The 19,024-nt window shown below is 60.8% G+C and carries 18 protein-coding genes and 1 pseudogene; 11 read left to right on the top strand and 8 right to left on the bottom strand.

Translation table 11 applies throughout. The features are described 5' to 3' along the window. Nucleotides 1-281 (top strand): Fic family protein (locus BP846_RS04090; RefSeq protein WP_349680754.1); only part of this gene is annotated, 281 nt, incomplete at its 5' end. A gap of 220 nt (nucleotides 282-501) precedes the next feature. Here BP846_RS04090 and BP846_RS04085 read toward each other — a convergent pair. The 3 genes from BP846_RS04085 to BP846_RS04075 are packed head-to-tail and all read right to left on the bottom strand — an operon-like array spanning nucleotide 502 to nucleotide 4,497. Next, a complete protein-coding gene (locus BP846_RS04085; protein WP_292392775.1) occupies nucleotides 502-2,706 on the bottom strand; it encodes a PKD domain-containing protein in 2,205 nt (734 codons plus the stop codon). Between the two features lie 46 nt (nucleotides 2,707-2,752). Next, nucleotides 2,753-3,589: a type IV pilin gene (locus tag BP846_RS04080; RefSeq protein ID WP_292392789.1), complete on the bottom strand. Its 837-nt coding sequence runs from the start codon at nucleotides 3,587-3,589 to the stop codon at nucleotides 2,753-2,755. Nucleotides 3,590-3,594: 5 nt separating this feature from the next. After that, nucleotides 3,595-4,497: a DUF7289 family protein gene (locus BP846_RS04075; RefSeq protein ID WP_292392774.1), complete on the bottom strand. Its 903-nt coding sequence runs from the start codon at nucleotides 4,495-4,497 to the stop codon at nucleotides 3,595-3,597. 175 nt (nucleotides 4,498-4,672) lie between these two features. Between BP846_RS04075 and BP846_RS04070 the strand changes: the two genes are divergently transcribed. Continuing rightward, entirely contained in the window at nucleotides 4,673-5,683 is a 1,011-nt protein-coding gene (locus BP846_RS04070; RefSeq protein WP_292392773.1) for a radical SAM protein, read from the top strand. Beyond that, nucleotides 5,683-6,462, top strand: a complete 780-nt coding sequence (gene uppS, locus BP846_RS04065) for a polyprenyl diphosphate synthase (protein ID WP_292392772.1) — start codon at nucleotides 5,683-5,685, stop codon at nucleotides 6,460-6,462. The genes BP846_RS04070 and uppS overlap by 1 nt, the downstream gene beginning before the upstream one ends. 32 nt (nucleotides 6,463-6,494) lie before the next feature. On the opposite strand, the gene BP846_RS04060 is transcribed toward uppS, so the two are convergent. Both BP846_RS04060 and BP846_RS04055 read right to left on the bottom strand, forming a co-directional pair. Then, a complete protein-coding gene (locus BP846_RS04060; RefSeq protein ID WP_292392788.1) occupies nucleotides 6,495-7,085 on the bottom strand; it encodes an undecaprenyl diphosphate synthase family protein in 591 nt (196 codons plus the stop codon). Beyond that, nucleotides 7,082-8,767, bottom strand: a complete 1,686-nt coding sequence (locus tag BP846_RS04055; protein WP_292392771.1) for a helix-hairpin-helix domain-containing protein — start codon at nucleotides 8,765-8,767, stop codon at nucleotides 7,082-7,084. The genes BP846_RS04060 and BP846_RS04055 overlap by 4 nt, the downstream gene beginning before the upstream one ends. A gap of 114 nt (nucleotides 8,768-8,881) precedes the next feature. Here BP846_RS04055 and BP846_RS04050 point away from each other — a divergent pair, with 114 nt between their 5' ends. The 7 genes from BP846_RS04050 to BP846_RS04020 all read left to right on the top strand — a co-directional run bounded on the left by BP846_RS04050 (nucleotide 8,882) and on the right by BP846_RS04020 (nucleotide 15,473). After that, nucleotides 8,882-9,514 carry a DtxR family transcriptional regulator gene (locus tag BP846_RS04050; RefSeq protein ID WP_292392770.1) on the top strand — a complete coding sequence of 211 codons (633 nt, stop codon included), beginning with the start codon at nucleotides 8,882-8,884 and terminating at the stop codon, nucleotides 9,512-9,514. After that, on the top strand, nucleotides 9,511-11,361 hold the full coding sequence (gene feoB, locus BP846_RS04045) for a ferrous iron transport protein B (RefSeq protein WP_292392769.1): 1,851 nt from the start codon (nucleotides 9,511-9,513) through the stop codon (nucleotides 11,359-11,361). Before BP846_RS04050 ends, feoB begins: the two co-directional genes overlap by 4 nt. Nucleotides 11,362-11,401: 40 nt before the next feature. After that, nucleotides 11,402-12,094, top strand: a complete 693-nt coding sequence (locus BP846_RS04040) for an RAD55 family ATPase (RefSeq protein WP_292392768.1) — start codon at nucleotides 11,402-11,404, stop codon at nucleotides 12,092-12,094. A gap of 91 nt (nucleotides 12,095-12,185) precedes the next feature. Further along, entirely contained in the window at nucleotides 12,186-12,938 is a 753-nt protein-coding gene (gene dph5, locus BP846_RS04035; RefSeq protein WP_292392767.1) for a diphthine synthase, read from the top strand. Next, nucleotides 12,935-13,504, top strand: a complete 570-nt coding sequence (locus BP846_RS04030) for a DUF357 domain-containing protein (protein WP_292392766.1) — start codon at nucleotides 12,935-12,937, stop codon at nucleotides 13,502-13,504. The genes dph5 and BP846_RS04030 overlap by 4 nt, the downstream gene beginning before the upstream one ends. A 435-nt stretch (nucleotides 13,505-13,939) precedes the next feature. Further along, a complete protein-coding gene (locus tag BP846_RS04025) occupies nucleotides 13,940-14,980 on the top strand; it encodes a lysylphosphatidylglycerol synthase transmembrane domain-containing protein (protein WP_292392765.1) in 1,041 nt (346 codons plus the stop codon). Between the two features lie 46 nt (nucleotides 14,981-15,026). Next, the gene (locus tag BP846_RS04020) at nucleotides 15,027-15,473 is read left to right on the top strand and encodes a bifunctional nuclease family protein (protein WP_292392764.1); all 447 of its coding nucleotides are present in this window, start codon (nucleotides 15,027-15,029) and stop codon (nucleotides 15,471-15,473) included. Between the two features lie 71 nt (nucleotides 15,474-15,544). Here BP846_RS04020 and hisE read toward each other — a convergent pair whose 3' ends face one another. The 3 genes from hisE to BP846_RS04005 form a co-directional block, all read right to left on the bottom strand. After that, entirely contained in the window at nucleotides 15,545-15,838 is a 294-nt protein-coding gene (hisE, locus tag BP846_RS04015; protein ID WP_292392763.1) for a phosphoribosyl-ATP diphosphatase, read from the bottom strand. Further along, nucleotides 15,831-16,271, bottom strand: coding sequence for a NusA-like transcription termination signal-binding factor (locus tag BP846_RS04010; protein WP_292392762.1), 441 nt, complete (start codon nucleotides 16,269-16,271; stop codon nucleotides 15,831-15,833). The genes hisE and BP846_RS04010 overlap by 8 nt, the downstream gene beginning before the upstream one ends. 90 nt (nucleotides 16,272-16,361) lie before the next feature. Then, nucleotides 16,362-17,831 (bottom strand): sensor histidine kinase, encoded by a 1,470-nt coding sequence (locus BP846_RS04005; protein WP_292392787.1) that lies wholly within the window; start codon nucleotides 17,829-17,831, stop codon nucleotides 16,362-16,364. 563 nt (nucleotides 17,832-18,394) lie between these two features. Here BP846_RS04005 and BP846_RS04000 point away from each other — a divergent pair. Next, nucleotides 18,395-19,024 (top strand): annotated as a pseudogene (locus BP846_RS04000) (RNA-guided endonuclease TnpB family protein); the annotation flags it as partial.

The raw sequence follows: 19,024 nt of genomic DNA, 5'->3' as shown, positions 1-19,024 counted from the left end.
CTACCATGCCTGATGGCTTACCTGCCTACCTACCTACCAAGCTTGCGGAGGCTATTCGAAACCTCGGGCAGAGAAGTCCGCCGGGGCAGGTGCAGCAGGTCATCACCGAACTCTGCAGCATCCGGGCGTATACGGCCGATGAACTCGCGGTGCTCCTCCGGAGAAACAAAAAGTGGGTGTTCCGGAGTTATCTCTCTCCTCTGCTTCGCGCTGGAATTCTTGAGTACACGATCCCCGAGAATCCCCGGCACCCGACGCAGGCGTACCGGACGAAGAAGTGAGATGGACTGTACGCGGGAAGCCGCTGGCTGCATTGCGAAGCCTTGCCGGGTGCGCGAACACGTCAGAACCCTGAGTTATCAGGACGAAGTCACCCATACCACTGTATGAGCGCCGCTGGTGGACGAGAGGAGGGGAACCTTCATGAGTTAAGAGATATTCAGCGTTTTGCCATACATGAAGCGGTGGGCTTTCGGCTCGATCGCGAAAGCCCTACGAAAGTTAGATCGGATCTCCGGTTACCTCAAGCTTTTTCAAATCCACAAGAGCAGATTCTGTTTTCCCCTGGTGTTCAATCCCGAATCGTATCTCAAAGGATGGATTGTCTTTTGCCGACGATGGCAGAGAGTAACTGAAATCGTGGAATTGTTCATCCCCAAGCGGATTTTTACCCTTTATGTGTAGTAACTCATGCCACGAGGTGCCGTCAAACCATTCCACGACAACCGCGTCGTTTGGATTATTGAACCCAACGGCAGCAAGGCTGAATGAAACCTGAATATTTTCATATCCGACGGTTGATAGTGTTCGTTTTATACTGCTCGTCTCGGTCATTTTGACAACATCACCGTGACCTGAAACCGTGACGACGTCAATGCTTCCGCTCTTCGTCCAGTGGTTCAGCTCGTTGTTTAGATCTGGTTCGGGTTTATAGATCTGACCCGTGGTTACCTCAAACCCATTTGAAAGTGTTCCCGATTGTGTGTCCGGGTTGGTGACGATGATGTTCCATCGACCCGTAACGGCGCCGGCCAGATTAAACGAGCAGGTGATCTGTGTGCTGCTGACGAAAGTTACACCTGTGGCATGGATGTCGGTTTCTCCGCTCTTCGTGAGTTTGACGGTTGCGCCGTTCTGGAAATCGGTTCCGGCAAGATTGGTGATACTAACGATAGTGCCCGACTCTCCGGAGTCCGGGATGATGGCGGTGACAGTCGGGGGCTGGAGTTCCGTAACGGTGACATAGCCAACCTTTGTCACCGTATCGCTCCCGTGGGCGTTCTCGGCCGTCAGCGTCACGGTGTAGGTCCCTGGAATGATGTAGGTATGGACCGGGTTCTGCTCGGTTGACGTACCGCCGCCCCCAAAGTCCCAGGACCACGAGGTCGGTTCGCCCGCGGAGGTGTCGGTGAACTGCACCGAAAGGGGGGCAGAGCCGGACGTGGGGCTGGCGGTGAAGTCTGCGGAGGCCGGCGGCGGGCTCCGGCAGAAGGCATCCACCGGCGTTCTCACAAACGCGGGGGACGACCACTCGAGGTAAAGTACGGCCGCATTCCAGTTCTCGAACATCTTCACCTTGACGGGGTGGGACCCGGCGGAGAGATGGATTGTGCTGTTCTTCTCCGTCGGGGGGTGGTAACCCCAGTTATCGATCAGGGGCTCGGCATCCTCGCCCACCGCATCGATCCAGAGGCGCGATCCGTCGTCTGAGGTGAGGTAAAAGGTGTAGACGGCATCTACCGGAACGAGCAGGTAGCCCTCGTAGACGACGCTGAACTGCTCGGTCTTGCCGAGAGTGCTGTTGGGCCAGTCCTCTTCGTCGGAGTTGCAATGATACCATTCCCCGGCCAACGCGTCGGCGAACCGGAGTCTCTGGTCGATCCTGTGGACCGGTGTGCCGGTGAATTCCCTGGTCGGGTAGTAGGTTCCGACGAGGCCCGGAGACGAACTGTTATAAACGGCGATGTACCCGGTCTTTGTTTCGGTGGCCGAGGCCCCGGCCTTCGTTATGGTCAGGCTGACGGTGTAGATGCCCGGCGCAGCGTAGGTGTGGATTGGATGTTGCACGGTCGATGTGTTGCCGTCCCCGAACGTCCATGACCACGAGGTCGGTTCCCCTGTGGAGGTATCGGTGAACTGCACCGAAAGCGGGGCGAGGCCGGCGGTAATGTTGGCGGTGAAGTTCGCGACGAGGGACACCGGCGTGGGTGTAGTCCCTGTTGGCGTGGGTGTAGTCTCTGTTGGCGTGGGTGTAGTCTCTGTTGGCGTGGGTGTAGTCGGCGTACCGTTCCCGATCTCGTGGAGGAGCCAGTCGCTGCCGGTGCGGCCCACGCCCTCTCCGACGATCTGGATGCGGGGAGTCCCCTTTTCGAGTGGAGTCTTATTGACTAGAACCTCCCCGGTCTCCCACGTTGTCCAGGTACCGGGCTCGTATTCGATTCCTGAAGCATCGACGAGGCTGAAGTTCTCCGTCCACTCGCCGCCGTCGACGAGGATCGCAAAGTGCTCCCGTTCGAGAGGGTCGCCGCCGTCGTGGTAGATGTAGAGGGTCCCGTTCTCTGTCACACTGCGGGCGATCATCGCGGGCGCCGCGTCGCTGGGCGGGCTGGAGAGGAGCGCCACCCCGGCGATCGCCGCCGCTGTCACGAAGACGGCGATCAGGGCCATGACGGCGATGAGGTCGGAGGTGGCGGTGTCGGATTTCATATTTAATTCCTTCTCAAACGTTTCATCCGGATTTAAAGTTGAACTTTTAAATTCCAGCCACAGTTGTGACCTGCCACCTGCACCCGATTATTTCGGTCCTATTATACGCGATGGCGATCATTGCGACTTCGTTCCCGTTTGAAAGGCCGGGTAAAACCGGAATATCGTCCCAGACGTAATAATCACTGGAATTTATTTCAACAGATCGCATTATTGTTTCTTTATCATTAGTATACGGGCCATCGAGCCGATAGATTATGAAGTCAATCCTTGTCACATTTTCCAGTGTTGTTTGGGCGGTCATCGTTGCGTACTTATTGCCGCCATGTCCTCTCCCTGAAAATACTAACTCCTGGCTTGTTTCAGGCGTAGTAATCTGGATGGGGGAAACGTCTCCACCACTTTCCGGCCCAGGCGTCCCCGTCCCCCCTGGCGTCATCCCCGGATCCACCGGGTCGGGGGAGAACACCGCCCCCCCACCCCTGAACTCCGGTTCTGCAAGGATCGTCTCGCTGCCGCCCGAGATCGTGGTCACGACCACGCGACCGCGGTCTGCACCACCCTTATTGTAGGTAATGTTCCTCCCGATCGACCAGACGCCACCTGCAGGTTTGCTGAAGTTCGCGGTCTCGTCCACAAGGCCGCTCCCGGCATCGATATAGATCCGGTACTCCCCCTCCCTCAGGGGGTCGCCTCCCTCGTGGGCGAGGACGAGGCTGCCGCTCTTGTTCCCCGCGACGATGGTTGCCCGGGGGATCTCGTCCGGCTGGGGGCCGGAGAGGAGGACTACAGCCACGATCGCCACGGCAAGGACGGTCACGCCGACCAGAAGCATGACCCCGACCACCTCGGAGACTCCTTCTTCACCGGGATGTTGTCTCATATCGATCACTCCACCAGGGACGCCGCGTTGTGGATCGTCACCGTGTAGTTCGCCGGATATACGCTGAGGAACACCTTCTTGTTGTCTGCCTCCGGCTTGACGGTGAACGTGACCTTCTTGCTCCCGGGGGACACCTCGGGCTTGAGCAGCCAGATGACGTTCTCATCCTTCGCCCTCTGCCGGACCTCGCCAAAGGCTCTCTCCCAGGCCCTGACCGTCGCCGTATCGCCGGTGACGGTCAGGTTCACCTTTTCATAGGCCCCGTCAAGGGAGGACGAATCGTTCAAGCGCATCCGTGTCTCGACCCGCACCGGCCCCGACCCCGCGATCATACCCGAGCCTTCGAGGCTGATCGGTGCTACGGTGAGGGTGATATTATCGTCCTTCGTCTTCGCCACCGCAATCGACGGCCCGACCCGCACCGTCGCCCCCCCTTCCTGGGAGAGGAAGACCGCGCCCATCTGGTAGGTCCAGGTCTGGTCCACCCAGTAGCGGTTCGAGGACCGGTAGGTGAGGCTGCCGAGGGGGATGGTCACCGGCTCCTTCCCTGCAGGTTCAATCGTCAGGTTCGCCCCGCCCTCCGTCACCGAGACTGCCCCCCCCGACCCCGCCGGGGTGAGGAGGGGGAGCGCGAAGGCCGTGCCCCCGGTCGCCGGCGCACCCGTCCCGAGGTCAAAGGCTGTCGAGAGGAGCACTCCGTTCCTTCCGTTCACCCAGAGCGAATCCAGGCTGATCTTATAATCCACGAACCGGTCCTTCACCGTGTTCATATGCTGGATCTCGACCTCCCTCCCCGCCGCCGGGACCCCATACACCTGGTACAGCGAGAGTGCTACAACGATCACACCGAGGATCAGCACAAAACCAACGACCTCCGAGAGGCCGTCATCACGCTGGAGAAGCGGCATAATTACTTGATTTTCTATGTATGGGCCGTATTTATCCGTTACGAATCGTTATGCCGGGTTCTGCCGGGCAAGTCTGAAGAGAACTGGCCATAACCCCGAAGAGGCATTCCTCCGGGGTTCTCTCCCCGGGACCGTCAAACCTTTTCATCTCTGCCCTCCCATAGGTACAGCATATATGCCACAGGAGTCGGGAGTGGCCCCCACGGGGAGGTCCCTGAGTCAGGGATGCGTCCTCTGCCACCAGGGAGCAAAGATGGTCCTCTTCGTGACCGGACGATGTCACCGGACCTGCTGGTACTGCCCGCTCTCGCGCGAGAGGAAGGGCCTGGATGTGGTGTTCGCAAACGACCGCAAGGTCTCATCGCCGCCGGATATCATTGAGGAGGCCGAGAATATGAGCGCTCTCGGCACCGGCGTCACCGGCGGCGAACCGCTGCTCGTGCTCGACCGGGTAGTCGAGTACGCGAGCCTTCTCAAGGAGCACTTCGGCCCGGACCACCATATCCACCTCTACACAGGCCTCGCACCGGACGAACCCATGCTCGAATGCCTGCGGGGGCTGGTCGACGAGATCCGGCTCCACCCGCCGCACGAGTCCTGGCCGCGCATCCTCGATACCGATTTCGCCCGCTCCGCCATCCTCGCCCGCCGGATGGGCTTTGCGATCGGCATCGAGGTCCCGTCGCTTCCCGGGCTCGAGAACCTTGCCGCCGCTCTGCCGCTCCTTGACTTCCTCAACATCAACGAACTGGAATGGGGGGAGACCTGTGCTGCCGCCATGCGCGAGCGCGGGTTCGAGCCCGAGGACGGGCTGCATAACGCAGTGTTGGGTGCCCGCCAGTGGGCGGAGGAACTCTCTGCCGACCAGAAGGTGCACTTCTGTTCGTCGATCTTCAAGGACTCGGTCCAACTGCGGGAACGGTTAAAGCGGATCGCTGCCAACACTGCCCGTCCGTTTGATGAGGTGACGGATGACGGGACAGTTGTCTACGGGGTGCTCGAACCGGCAGGCACCCTTGAGGGGTTCCTGGAGAGCCTCGATGAGGATGACTACGTCATCTGCGAAGGAAGGGTCGAGATGGCATGGTGGGTGCTTGCCGATAACGCTGCCCGGGTGCCGGGCCGGAAATACGTCGTCGAGCGCTACCCCAACAGAGGGATGGTGGTTGAGGTGACGCCACTCTGATGCTGCGATCCGGTATTGAGCGCCTCTACGGGCGCTACCTGCGATGGCAGGTGAAGCACATCCCCCGGCACGTTGCGGTGATCCAGGATGGGAACCGCCGGTTTGCCCGGGACCAGGGGCTCGATACGGCGGTCGGGCACCGGCTCGGGGCAGACACCACGGAACAGGTCCTCGACTGGGCATGCGAGCTCGGCGTGCGGCACATCACGCTCTATACCTTCTCGACCGAGAACTTCCGGAGGGAGAGGAGCGAGTTAGCGTCGCTCTTTGCACTCTTTCGCGAGAAGTTTATAGCGATCCTGACCGATGAGCGGGTGCATAAAAACCATATCCGGGTGCAGATGATCGGGGACCGGTCCCTCCTTCCCGACGACCTCCTTCTTACCATCGAAGCAGCGGAGAAGGCGACGCTGCACTACACCGACTACTACATCAACATAGCGCTTGCTTACGGTGGCCGGAACGAGATCGTGCATGCCGCCCGGTCGATACTCGATGAGGTGAACCAGGGCATCATCGATCCCGCGGCCATCAATCCCATGACCGTCGAGAGCCATCTCAACCGGGGAGCGCCCATACCCCCCGTCGACCTGATCATCCGCACCGGCAGCGACTGCCGGACATCCAACTTTCTCCCGTGGCTCGCGAACGGCCACGAGTCTGCCGTCTACTTCTGCGCCCCGTACTGGCCGGCGTTCAGGAAGATCGATCTCCTCCGGGCGATGCGGGTCTACGACCAGCGCATGCGCTTGAAAGAGCGTGCCGGCTGGAACTCCTGATGAGCGACCGCTAAGCCCGGGCTCCTCCGTGGTCACCGCCCAAAGCGACGCGCGCGCGACTGAAAGTCCCGGAGCGCCCGGAAAAAATCCACTTTTCTGAGCAGGGCCCAGTTCACGTCGAGGAAGAAGAGTTCGGAGTAGACCGATTGCCATATGAGGAAGTCGGTCAGGTGGTCGCCGCCCGTCTTGATGACGAGGTCGGGCTCGTAGTTAAAGGTGAGGTACGACTCCAGCAGGTCTTCATCGACCGACGCCGGGTCTACGCCGTCTCTGGCCATCCTTCTCACGCAGTCGGCGATCTCTTCCCGCCCGCTCTTCCCGATCGCTACCATCACGTCCATACCTTCCCCGCTCACCTCCTTCTCGTCCCGGTAGTGCAGGGTCAGGCGTGCGATCGAGGAGATCGTGCGGATAAGCGGGAGACAGCGTTCCAGCCGGGTCGGATCGGCGGTGCTGATATGAAACATGGCGCTCCCGATCCCAAGATCACGGCACCATTGGGCGGCAAGATAGAGGTTGCCCGGGGCGTCGAGCATATCCTGTTCGGTGATCATGAAGCAGATGTGTTCCGGAAGCGTATGGAGGTCGCGGAGGAGAACCTTCTCATAGAACCGGTAGATCACGACCTCCACTCCAGCAGTTCGGATAGAGAGAAGGTGTTTAAGATATCGCCCGGGGTGCACCAGCCCCGGCGTGCCAGCATGATGCCGTAGCGCATATTTGAGAATTCGCCTGCCCGATGGGCATCGGTCCCTGCAGCCAATTTCACTCCCTTCTTCTTCGCGTGCCAGATATAAAAATCGTCAAGGTCGAGCCGGTGGGGCGATGCGTTGATCTCAAGGGCAGTTCCCGTCACCGCCGCATGGCTGATCACCCGGGCCAGGTCGATCGCGTGCGGCGGCCTCCGGCCGAGAAGGCGCCCGGTGGGGTGGCCGATGATATCGACGTGCTCGTTCTCCATAGCGGTCAGGACGCGCCGGGTCAGGACGTCCTCTCCCTGGCCGAACCCGGAGTGAACCGAGGCGATAACCAGGTCGAGGTCTGCAAGCACGCTGTTCGGGTATCCGAGCGTGCCGTCGCTCCTGATATCCACCTCGCTCCCGGCGAGGAGCTGGCAGGTATGCCGCCGGTTGACCCGCTCGATATCGCCCTGCTGTTTTGCGAGAGCCTCCGGCCTCACCCGCGAGGAGTGGTCGGTGACCACGATGTACTCGTAGCCCCGGGCATCTCCTGCCTCCGCCACATCCTCAAGCGACTGGTGGCCGTCGCTTGCGGTGGTGTGGGCGTGGAGGTCGCCCCGGATATCGGAAAGGTCGACGAGGTCGGGGAGGGCGTGCCGGAGGGCGAGTTCGACCTCGCCCCGGTCCTCGCGCAGTTCCGGCGGGACGGCCGCCAGCCCCAGGAACGAAAAGACCTCCTCCTCGCTCCCGAAGGTCCGGAGACGGTCGCTCGCGGAGTCCTCGAGGCCGTCAGGGCCGAGCCGGCAGCCCTGCTCCAGTGCCACCGCGGCGAGCCGGGCTAAGAACCCGCGAGAGCCGGTGGCGCAGAGGAGCGCGGTGCCGCGCCGGTCGGGATCGGTGAACCGGACGTTCAGGCGGGCACCGCCGAGAGAGAGCGAGACCTCCTCGGCGCTCTTGCCGGTGATCGCAGCGCCGGCGGCCTGAAGACGGTGCATGAGGGCGTCCCTCTCGACGGTCGTGACGAGATCGATCCGGCCGATGGTGCTTGTCCCCCGGCGGTAACCCCCCGCAACCGTATACTGGCCGTCCGGGAAGAACGCCGCCACACTCCCGATCACGGCGTCGGCCTGTGGGCGGGTCAGCCGGTCCGATCTCTGGCGGAACTGCCTGATACCTCTCCCGATCGCCTCTTCCTTCTTTGCACCAAACCCCTGGAGCGCCCGGAGCCGGTGGCCCTTCAGCGCCCGCTCCAGGTCATCCACGGTCAGGACGCCGAGTTTCTTCCAGAGGGTGTGCAGGGTCCGGGGTCCCAGGCCGGGAACACCGAGAAGTTCGATGACTGACCCGGGGATGGTGGCCCGGAGGTCCTCGAGTTCCCCAAACGATCCGGTTGCGGCAGTCTCCCGGATCTGCCCGGCTATCCGGACTCCTATGCCCGGGATACGGGCCAGTTGCTCCTCATTGAGTTCAGCAACCGGGATGGAGAGCCGCTCGATCTGCCGTGCCGCCCACTCGTAGGCCCTGATCCGGTAGCGGTCTCCTCCGGCAATATCGAGCAGACGGCCCATAAACGCGAGCCGTTCGGCAACATACCTGTTCGTGACCAGCCTCTCGGGGGTCCCCATGATCACCGATCGGCTTGAAACCATATAGACGTTGACGCCTCACCCCGGTGGGCGCTCCGATCCTGATGACGCCATCCAAATCCATAAACTGATAGAAGTGAAAGAAGATGTAGCATGCTTCCTTCCACATTTGAGGATTACCTCGAAGCAGTCCTCACGGTCACGGGAAACGGGAGGCAACCTGCGACGATGCAGGATATAGCGGCAGCACTCGGCACCGGGAGGGCAACCGCCGAGACGACCATCGCCTCCCTGGTCGAGGAAGGATACCTGGAGCGGGCAACCGGCGATGCCGTCAGGCTGACCGAGAAAGGGAGGTCGGTGGCGGCAGGGGTGGCCCGGAAACACCGCGTCCTCCAGTGCTTCTTAACAGAGATGCTTGGCGTCGATGCAGATGCGGCAAGCAAGGAGGCCTGCACCCTCGAGCATGGCATATCCGACGAGACGATCGAGCGGCTCTCCTCCTACATGGAAGGCGCAGAGCCCCCGCAGGAGCGTATCAGGCGCTGCCGGGGGCGGGAAGCCTGCACTCTCCTCGACTGCAAGGAAGGGGATACCGTCCGGGTGGCTATGATACGGGGGCCCCGGCGGAACCGCAGGCTGCTTGATCTCGGTATCTTTCCCGGCGAGGTCGTGCAGATCCGGCGGAAACTCCCGAACCAGTCAGTCGTCGTCAGGGTGAAAGGGTGCGACATTGCCATCAGCCCCGAGATCGCCACATCGATCATCGTGGAGTCGTGCCCATGAGGTTAGCGCTGGTCGGCAACCCCAGCGTGGGCAAATCCCTGATCTTCAACCAGCTCACCGGCCTTGGGGTGGAGGTGAGCAACTACCCCGGGACCACCGTCGAGTTGCAACGGGGCAACACCTGTTTTCAGCGCGAGATGGTCGAGCTCGTGGACCTCCCCGGCATCTACTCGCTGGAAGGGAATTCCGACGAGGAGACCCTGGTCCGCGGGTTCCTGGACCGGCAGGACACCGATGCGGTCATCGCAGTGGTAAACGTCACGCGCCTGGAACGCAACCTCTACCTCCTCCTCCAGGTGGCGGAGTACGGCCTCCCGATGGTCGTCGTGCTGAACATGGCCGACGAAGCCCTAAAGCAGGGGCTCGAGATCGACCCCGGCCCGATCCGCGACCTCCTCGGCGTCGAGGTGATCCTGACGGCCGCATCGCAGGGAAAGAACATAGACCGGATCATCCCGGCGGCCCTTGCCGCCACCCGGCCGTCGAAGGGGGAGATTCCCTACGACCACCATGTAGAAGCCGCTGTCCGGAGCCTCGGGAAGATGTTTCCGGCCGACCGGAAGGAGAGCATCCGGGCGCTCCAGGGGTTCGGCGATAACCCGGAGATGCTCGAGGCGGCGCGGACGATCGCCGACGAGATCGAGTCCCGGCACCGGATGACGGTCGCCCAGATCATCGCTGCCAACCGGCACAACTTCGCCCGCCGGATCGCCGACCTCACGCTCAAAGAAGAGGCGATGCTCCCCCGGACCGATCTCGACAGCATCCTGACGCGGGTGTTCCCGGGCATCCCGATCCTCCTCGGTATCCTGGTGGGGATGCTCCTCGTGGTCTTCATCGTGGGATCGTTCCTCGAAGAGGTGATCGTGGGGCTCTTTAATGTATTTGCAATTCAACCGTTCCTCGCTCTCGGGCTGCCGCCGCTGGCAGAGGCACTGGGAACGTCCGTCCTCCTCGCGCTCCAGGCAGGCTTCGGTATAGCGTTCCCGTACGTCTTCCTCTTCTACATCATCATATCCGTCCTCGAAGACTCCGGATACATGACCCGGGCAGCCTTCCTCGCCGACAGCGCTATGCACAGGGTCGGGATGCACGGCGGGGCGGTCATCCCCCTCACCCTGGCGTTCGGGTGCAACGTGCCGGCCATCATGAGCATACGGCTTCTGCACTCTCGCCGCGAGCGTATCATAGCCTCATTCCTGGTCACGATGGTCCCCTGCTCGGCCCGGACCGTCATCATCGCCGGGATTGTGGCAGGCTTCGTCGGCATCGGGGCGGCATTCAGCGTGTACGCCATCGTCTTTGTCCTGATCCTCATCACGGGGCTCGTCCTCTCCCGCGTGGCACCCGGCGAACGGTTCGGTATGATCATGGAGATGGTCCCGCTCCGCCGGCCGGACCCGCGGCTGGTGATGAAGAAGGCCTGGTCACGCCTCTCCGAGTTCCTCTTCATCGCGATGCCCCTCCTCCTGGCAGGAAGCGTCGTCCTCGGGCTGCTCGGGTTCTTCGGTATCATGGCCATCTTCGAACAGATGGTGGAGCCCTATACCATGGCCCTCCTCGGCCTTCCCGGCTACTCGGCAACGGCGCTCATCTTCGGGATACTCCGGAAGGAGATGGCGTTTGAGACCCTTGCCATCCTCGCCGGCACCGCCGACCTCGGGATGGTGCTCTCGTCCCTCCAGCTGTACATATTTGCTGTTGTGACCGTCCTCTTCGTCCCTTGCCTCGCGACCATCACGGTCCTCCTGCGGGAAGTCGGTTCAAGGATCACGCTCGCAATCACGCTCTACACCGTTGCCCTCGGACTCCTTATCGGAGCCCTTATGTATCGTATCATGGCATAGGTAGTCTACTGATATGTATCGCTACGTAACCGGCATCCCGATGATCGACAGGGAGTTCGGAGGTCTGCGGGCCGCCGCAAACGTTCTCATCCTGGCGCCGCCCCTGACCTACGCGGAGCACCTTGCCTACAGGATAGCCTGCCCCCGGACCGGGGAATGGACGGTTGCGATCTCGACCGACGAGCGTGCCGCCGATGTCGCCGGTGCATTCCGGAAGCAGGGGGCGGGCAGGGGCCATGTCGGGATCATCGATGCGGTCACGAAGAGTTCGGTGCCGACTCTCCGGGACACGGCGAGGGCGAAGTTTGTCACGAGCCCCCTTGACCTGACCAGCATGGGGATCAAGTTCTCCCGGATGGTAGAGGATATGTGGAAGGAGGGGGTGATGGCCGATCCTCCGGGGCCGATGCCCCCGCCGATCCGGCTCTGCGTCAACTCGGTCTCGACGATTCTTATGTATGCACGGCTGGAGGTGACCTTCAGGTTCCTCCACGTCATCACGAACAGGGTGAAGAAATTTGAGGGGGTTGGTATCTACGTTCTCAACAGCGAGTCGTTCGACGAGAGAACCATATCCACGATCAAGCAGCTGATGAACATGGTCGTCGAGGTGAGGACGGACGACGGGCGGCAGTCGGTGGAACGGGACTTCCGTGTCATCGGCATCCACGGCAGGACGACTCCCTGGATCCGTTACTTCTACGATGATGGAACACTGACGGTTGAGGAATGACGATGAAACCCTTACGCTCGTGCTCCAAAATCCCCGTGCTCCCAATCTCGTCTCTCCCCGCCTCTCCCCTCACCCCGGGAGCGAACCGGCCATGCTGACGTTTGTGGGCCTCGGGCTCTACGACCTCGGGGATATATCGGTCAAAGGCCTCGCATGCGTCCGTAACGCCGATGCCGTCTACTTGGAGTCGTACACATCCCGGCTGATGGGGACGGACGTTCCTGGAATGGAGGCGTTCTTCGGCAAGGAGATCCGGGTGCTCGCGCGAGAGGACGTCGAGCAGGACCCGGGAGTTATCATCGAGCGTGCCGCGCGAGGCCGGGTGGCGTTCCTGACCGGGGGGGACCCCATGGTCTCGACGACGCACGCCGACCTCCGGATGCGGGCGGCCGCTGCCGGTGTTGCAACCTCTATCATCCACGCCTCGTCCATATCGAGCGCCGTCTGCGGCCTCTCCGGTCTCCAGAACTACCGGTTCGGGAAGTCCTGTTCGGTGCCGTACCCCGCGAAGGGATGGTTCCCGACGGCCCCCGCCGAGACGGTTGCGGCAAACCTCGCTTGCAACCTGCACACGCTCGTCTACCTTGATATACAGACGGATCGCTATATGCGCATACCCGACGCGATTGCCATACTCGAAGAGATGGCGGAGAAGCGCGGCACCGAACCTCCCGCACTCTACGTGGGCATCGCCCGGGCGGGGTCGGAGAATCCCGTGGTTCGCGCGGGGACCGGCGCGAAACTCAAAGAGACGGACTTCGGGCCCCCGCTCCACGTCCTCGTCGTGCCGGGAGAACTCCACCCCATGGAGCGCGAGTACCTGGAGATGTTTGCCGGCCTATGACTCTCGAAGAGCAGGGAGCCCTCTTTGAAGAGGCTCTTCTCCAGACCCGGATTGCTGTTCTGGAGGGGACTCTCCTCCGCCGGGTGGCGGACGAGGTGTTCGAGATGGCTGCCGCATACCAGAGCGACGGCACGGCGTTTCTCCGGACGGGCGACCGGGTAAACGCTCTCGCGGGGTTTGCGTACGGGTTCGGCTGGCTTGACGCAGGCTCGCGGCTCGGGCTGCTTGAGTCGCCTGCCGCCCACCCGCCGGATGCGGCAGACGTGTGTATTCCTGACTCGCTTGCCGCCCGCCTGGATGAGAAGACCAACCGCTACCGGCGGATGCTTCATTCCGCTCTTACGATGGTTGAGGCGGGGCCGGACGAAGCGAGCCCGCTCCGTGCGGGCGCGGAGGTGCTTCACTCGGCGGCACATTCCTGGTACGCGGACGGCGTAGAGCACCTCAATGCGGGCGACCTTGCCGGCGCTCTCGCCCGGTTCAGCTACGGGTATGCCTGGCTTGATGCCGGCGTCCGTGCGGGGCTCTTCAGGGTTACCGGTGAGCGGGGCCTCTTTACTGTCTAGTGTATCGATTCCAAATTATCAGGCCCTGTTTGGTGTTCGCCCCCCCCACGGGGGGCGGGGATTGCCGGGAACGCTGTCCATTCGGGGGGAAGGGGAGACCCCCTCCCCTGCCCCCGCCCCCCGGGGCGATAGCTACCACGGTCCACTGCATGGGGCGGGCCGCACCAGAACCCACAAGATAAGGTGAAATGCTCCACCAGAGGTTTTGCGCGGAAGCACCCGGCCCGGCCCGGAGCCCCCTCACTCCGCAGATCCCGAATCTTATTGATTTGCGTTTAAAATCACCGTTTAAATAGTAGCCGCACGATACCTTATTAGTCCAATTTCGGGTATTTTTCTCTTGAAATTGCCCGATTTCCGCAAAAAAATTGCGGATGCCAATCGGGGTCTGGGGATCGGACTGCGAAGTCTGTCCCACACCCGGGAGCGTAGAGCATGAAGAAGTCTCAATGGAAGTGGCTGCTCGTCTCGATCAGTTTTAGCGCCCTCGTTATGGCGGGTGTCCTGTACTTCACCGTCGACGAGACGACGATCGACTACATCAGTCGCGTAAACCCGTTCTACCTGCTCCTTGCCGCTCTCCTCCACATCGTCTCGCTCGGGTTCTGGGCGCTCCGCATCCAGAAGATGTCGGCGTCGCTCGGCTACCGGGTGAACTTCAAGCACTGCCTGAACTTGGTGCTCGCGAACATGCTCGTTGCGGCGGTCACCCCATCGCAGGCGGGCGGTGAGCCCGTCCGGATCCACGAACTCTACCGGGCGGGCGTCCCGGTCGGGGACGCCACCGCTGTCGTCGTTATGGAGCGGATTCTTGACGGGATTGTCCTCGGGGCACTCGGAGCCTTTGCCATGCTCTTCCTCGGCAGGTACTGGAGCAGCCTTGCCTCGGGATTCAGCGGCGTGAGTTTCATAATGTACGCCGCCTGGATATTCGTCACTCTCTTCGTCCTGATCTTCGTCTACTCGGTGAGGAACCCGGATTACCTCAAACGGGTCCTCAGACGGATGTCATGCTGGATCGACCGGCGCTGGCACTTAAAGCGGCTCGAGCACCTCCTGGGGACGATTGACCGGGAAGTGGACAACTTCAACCAGGGTCTCGTCAAGTTCGTGAACTACGGAAGGAGTGGCCTCGTATGGGGTATGTTCTTCACTGTGCTCTTCTGGTTCTCTGAGTTCATCATAGCATCACTGCTCCTTATGGGTCTCGGGCAGTCGCCGTACCTCATCGAGTCGTTCGTTGTCCAGCTCGTCCTCGCCATCATCATGATGATCCCGCTCACGCCCGGGGGCTCGGGCGTTGCGGAGCTCGGCGCCACGTCGTTCTACAGCCTCTTCATCCCGTCATCGATCGTCGGCATCTTCGTCCTCCTCTGGCGGCTGATCCTCTACTATCTCAACATCCTTCTCGGCCTGCTGCCGAGCCTCTCCATTATGCGGCGTGAGTTCCTTGCCCGCGCCAAAAAACAGCGGTGATTGACCCCAAGGTTTAAACATCATAAGGCTCATGTCATGTGATCACATGACTGCTCAAAGTTGCAAGGTGCAGGGCGTGTTCATGTCGGTGAGCGAGGTGGGAGCAGCGCCGACTGTCGTCCTGGATGCCGGGGGCGACAGCACAATACCCATATACGTCGGGCTCTGGGAAGCAATCTCGATAAGCAACGCGCTCAATAGTGAGATGCTTCCCCGGCCCATCACTCACGACCTCATTGTTGAACTCTTCCGGAACTTTGAGATAATCCTCGATGCCCTGCACATCGATTCTCTGGAGGAAGGGGTCTTCTACGCCAAACTCCTCCTCAGGCAGGGCTCGCGCACCGAGGTGATGGACTGCCGGCCGAGCGACGGGATAGCCATTGCTCTGCGCTACCGGGCTCCCATTATGATCGAGGATACGGTTGTAGAGTCCGCAGCAGTGAAGAAGGACGACCTCCCGAGGATGGTGGACCTGAAGGACTACCTTTGAACGGTTCCGGGGGGTATGATCGGCCCCGCCGGAGCGTCAACCGGGCGAAGCCGCCCGGGAGAAGGATGGTGTTACTTCCGGCGTGCGGCAAGCTCGTCGAGCACGTCAGCCACATCGGTGCCTGAGGCCTGAAGCGCCACCAGGAAATGGAAGAGGAGGTCGGCCGCTTCAGAGACCGTCCTCTCCGGGACCTGATTCTTTGCGGCCAGGATGAACTCAACCGCCTCTTCACCGACCTTCTCCAGGGATTTGTCGATCCCTTTCCGGTGGGTCAGAACGGAACTGACATAACTATCGGCCGACGGGTGCTCTGCCCGGTCCTGAATGACCTGCCAGACCTCATCGAGGATGCTCCAGTCACGCATGGGTGTCCTCCCGTGCCAGCACCTCACCGAGATCGGTATCGAAGTACCTGGAGAGGAGGAGCCGCGCCTTCTCGATGGTGCATCCGCCTTTCCCGATGGCGATACCGAGATCGTCCTTATTGATGTAGACGTTGAGCCTTCCGTCGTCCAATCTATTGATACCGACGACGTCGGCCGGTTTAAATACGTTTCTTGAGAATCTCTCGATCTCGGGAGAGTATTCTACCATCTCGATACGTTTCCCGAGAACCCGCTGCATCTTCCTGATATTGCTTCCCTTCCGACCGATAGCGAGACCCATATCTCCTTCTTTTATGAGGTATACTATGCGGTCGAAGCGCTCGTCGATGATGCAGTCAAGCGCGGTCGCCCGGGTGAGAATTCTCAGCTCTTCGATATATCGTCGCTCTTTAAAACATATTGTTCGTATCATTGGAGAAGTCCCCGATGGGAATGATGCGGTATGATGTAGTCGCCGGGAGAATATATATCTGAGTACTCCGGGACGCTGGATGTCGCCGGCCTAGCACTTCTGCAGGATCACCTTTATTGCTGCTCCCTCCCCCGGTCTGCCGGGCACCCGGTCCGCCGCCCAGACGCGCCCGCCGTACTGGTTCGCGAGGGTCTTGACGATATGGAGCCCAAGGCCCCTGCTCCCGGCCGCTGTTTTGCTCTCACGGCTGAAGCGATCGAATATGTTGGGCTTTAAGTGGTCCGGTATGCCGATGCCGGTATCGGCAACCGTCAGCGTCACGGTATCTTCGGTCTCCATGATGGATATATCGATCCGCACCTTCATACCGCCGAACTTGATGCTGTTGCTGATCAGGTTGGATACAATGTGTTCGAGGAGAGGGTTTGCCCAGACCATGTGGCTCTCTCCTTCGTACCTGATGTCGATGCCTGCGTAGCGCCGTATCTGGCCGCGGACGATTCTGTCCAGATCAACCGGCTCCAGGCGGATACGGTGTTTGTTGAGCGTATTATAGAGCTCAACGTTCTTGATGACGTTGATCCCCTGCTCGACCGTGTTCTTGACCCTCTGCGCGAGCTCCGCCTCATCGCCGGAGAGCCGCTCCCGGAGCATCTCGATGATCGTTGCCGCAACCATGTTGGTGTTGTATATGTCGGTGCCGAGCAGGTCGAGATAGAGGCTGGAGAGCCGGCTGGTCTCCTGGAGGGTCCGTTCACGGAGGAGGTCCCGGGTGATGTCGCGGCTGACCCCCGTGGCCGCCACGACCTTTCCCGAGGGGCTGTGCAGGGGATGAATGGTGACCTGAAACGACCGCTGGCCGCCGTGCCATGAGAACGACCGGGTCTCGGCTACAACTTCTTCTCCCGCGATGACCCGTCGCGCAGCCCCGATCAGGTAGTCTGCTTCCTCCGCCGGGAACAGGGCGTGGGGTGTCTTCCCCACGACTTCTTCGGGGACTACGCCCATCTCCCGGGCGCCGGTCCAGAAGAACTGGGAAAAAATGCCGTCCTGGTTGAGCGTGAAGATCATGTCGGGAAGAGAACTCGCCAGGATCTGCACCTGCTCCGCTGATGTCCCGAAAGACTCTTCGACCGACCTCTCTTCCGGCGTATCCCGGATAGTCTCTACCGCACCGATCCGTCTGCCGGTGGATTCGTAGAGGGGTGCAGCCATACAGACAACCTCTCTGCCGGGTCTCGGGGTGATGCGCGACCCGGTGAGCAGCTCTTCGCCTTCAGGGGGCAGCAGGCGGTAGTGGTCGCTCCCGGCATCGCTGTGATTCAGGATGCAATTCGCCAGCGTAGGAAGCCTCTCGCCAAACAGCGCTTCTCCATGTGCGTAACCACCTTTTCCGACGATATCTCTGGCTGAAATGCCGGTATACCGTTCCATACTATTGTTCCAGACGATCACCCGCCCCTCGCAGTCAAGAACGAGTGCTGGTTGCTGGAGATGCTCGATGATACTCATGGGTATCTGGCTGCGATTCATGGACGTCCTGACTCTTTCCTGGTTCATCTTCACACGCATCACCCGGGAACGGATCTCGTCCCCGCAAAGCCGCGAGAAGGCCTCCTTATCCGGGTCTCCGGGAGGATCCTCCGAGCTGGCAGGTACAGCGTCCCTTGTTTATTACTGCTTCCGGTCTCTCGCGGCACTCCCCGTGCCTTCGCGATACCTGCACCAGAAGACGACAAAGGCAGGGGCACTCGCCGGGGGCCGGGATAAACACGCTGGAAAAGTGTCTGGGACCGTCACTTAAAAGAGTGTCTATTTATTCTCTTCGAAATATACTGGCCGGAGGATTTGTTATTTATATCTTCTCAGATCACCCCGGGTCAGAGCGGCCCGGGTTTCTGCAATATCTTGCTTTAATACAGGTATGGTGAAAAAGGCCCGCTTTAAGCCGCCCTTCTGGATCAGGTACGGGGACGCGAAAGCCGGTGACTCGTGCCATTCACCTCGTCGGGCAAGGAGGCCCCCTGCGCAAGCGGGGGGAGGAATTGCCCGTAGCAAGCCCCGTACACTTTCGCCCCGCGGGAGTTACCTTATAGACCGATGAGCGTCATACCTTAACTCCAATGGCACTGCGAGTGGTCAGCAATTACCTTCGTCTCCCCAAGAAGACGTTCCAGATCCTCGATACGCTCGCGTACCATGCCAAGAGCATGTACAACGTAGGACTGTACAACGTCCGGCAACACTACGCTACGCACCAGGAAAACACCCAGATCCTTCAAGGGATCCGGCCGGATCTCACCTCGGGGGTTGACATCCTGGTCGGATCCTACCTCCCGTTTACCCGGAAGAAGGACTTCCCGTACAAAGAGTGCAGCAACTACGCTCAAGCCAAGCCGAACGAGAACTTCAGCCTCCTGCACAACGACAATGCCCAGCAGACCCTCAAGTCCGTTGAAGAGGCGTACAAGAGTTACTTTGAACTGCTGAAGTTGTATCGCAAGGGGCAGCTCGAGTACTGTCCGAGTCCTCCCCACTATCTTCCCAGAGATGGGCGGTTCAAGTTGGCGTTCCCCCGGGCACACCTGACGATCCGCAACGGGGCCGTGACGCTGGGGATGGCGATCAAGTTCAGGAAGCAGCACGGCCTGACAGGGAAGGAACTCACCTTCCCTATCCCGCCGTGCATCAAGCCACACCAGATCCGGGAGGTCACGATCCTGCCGGTCAACGGGGGGAAGGCCTACAAGATC

Origin of the sequence: Methanoculleus sp. UBA303, assembly GCA_002501655.1 — an archaeon.
Taxonomy (GTDB): Archaea; Halobacteriota; Methanomicrobia; order Methanomicrobiales; family Methanoculleaceae; genus Methanoculleus.
The sequence above is the reverse complement of the archived record's forward strand: the minus strand, read 5'-3'. Positions and strand labels throughout refer to the sequence as shown.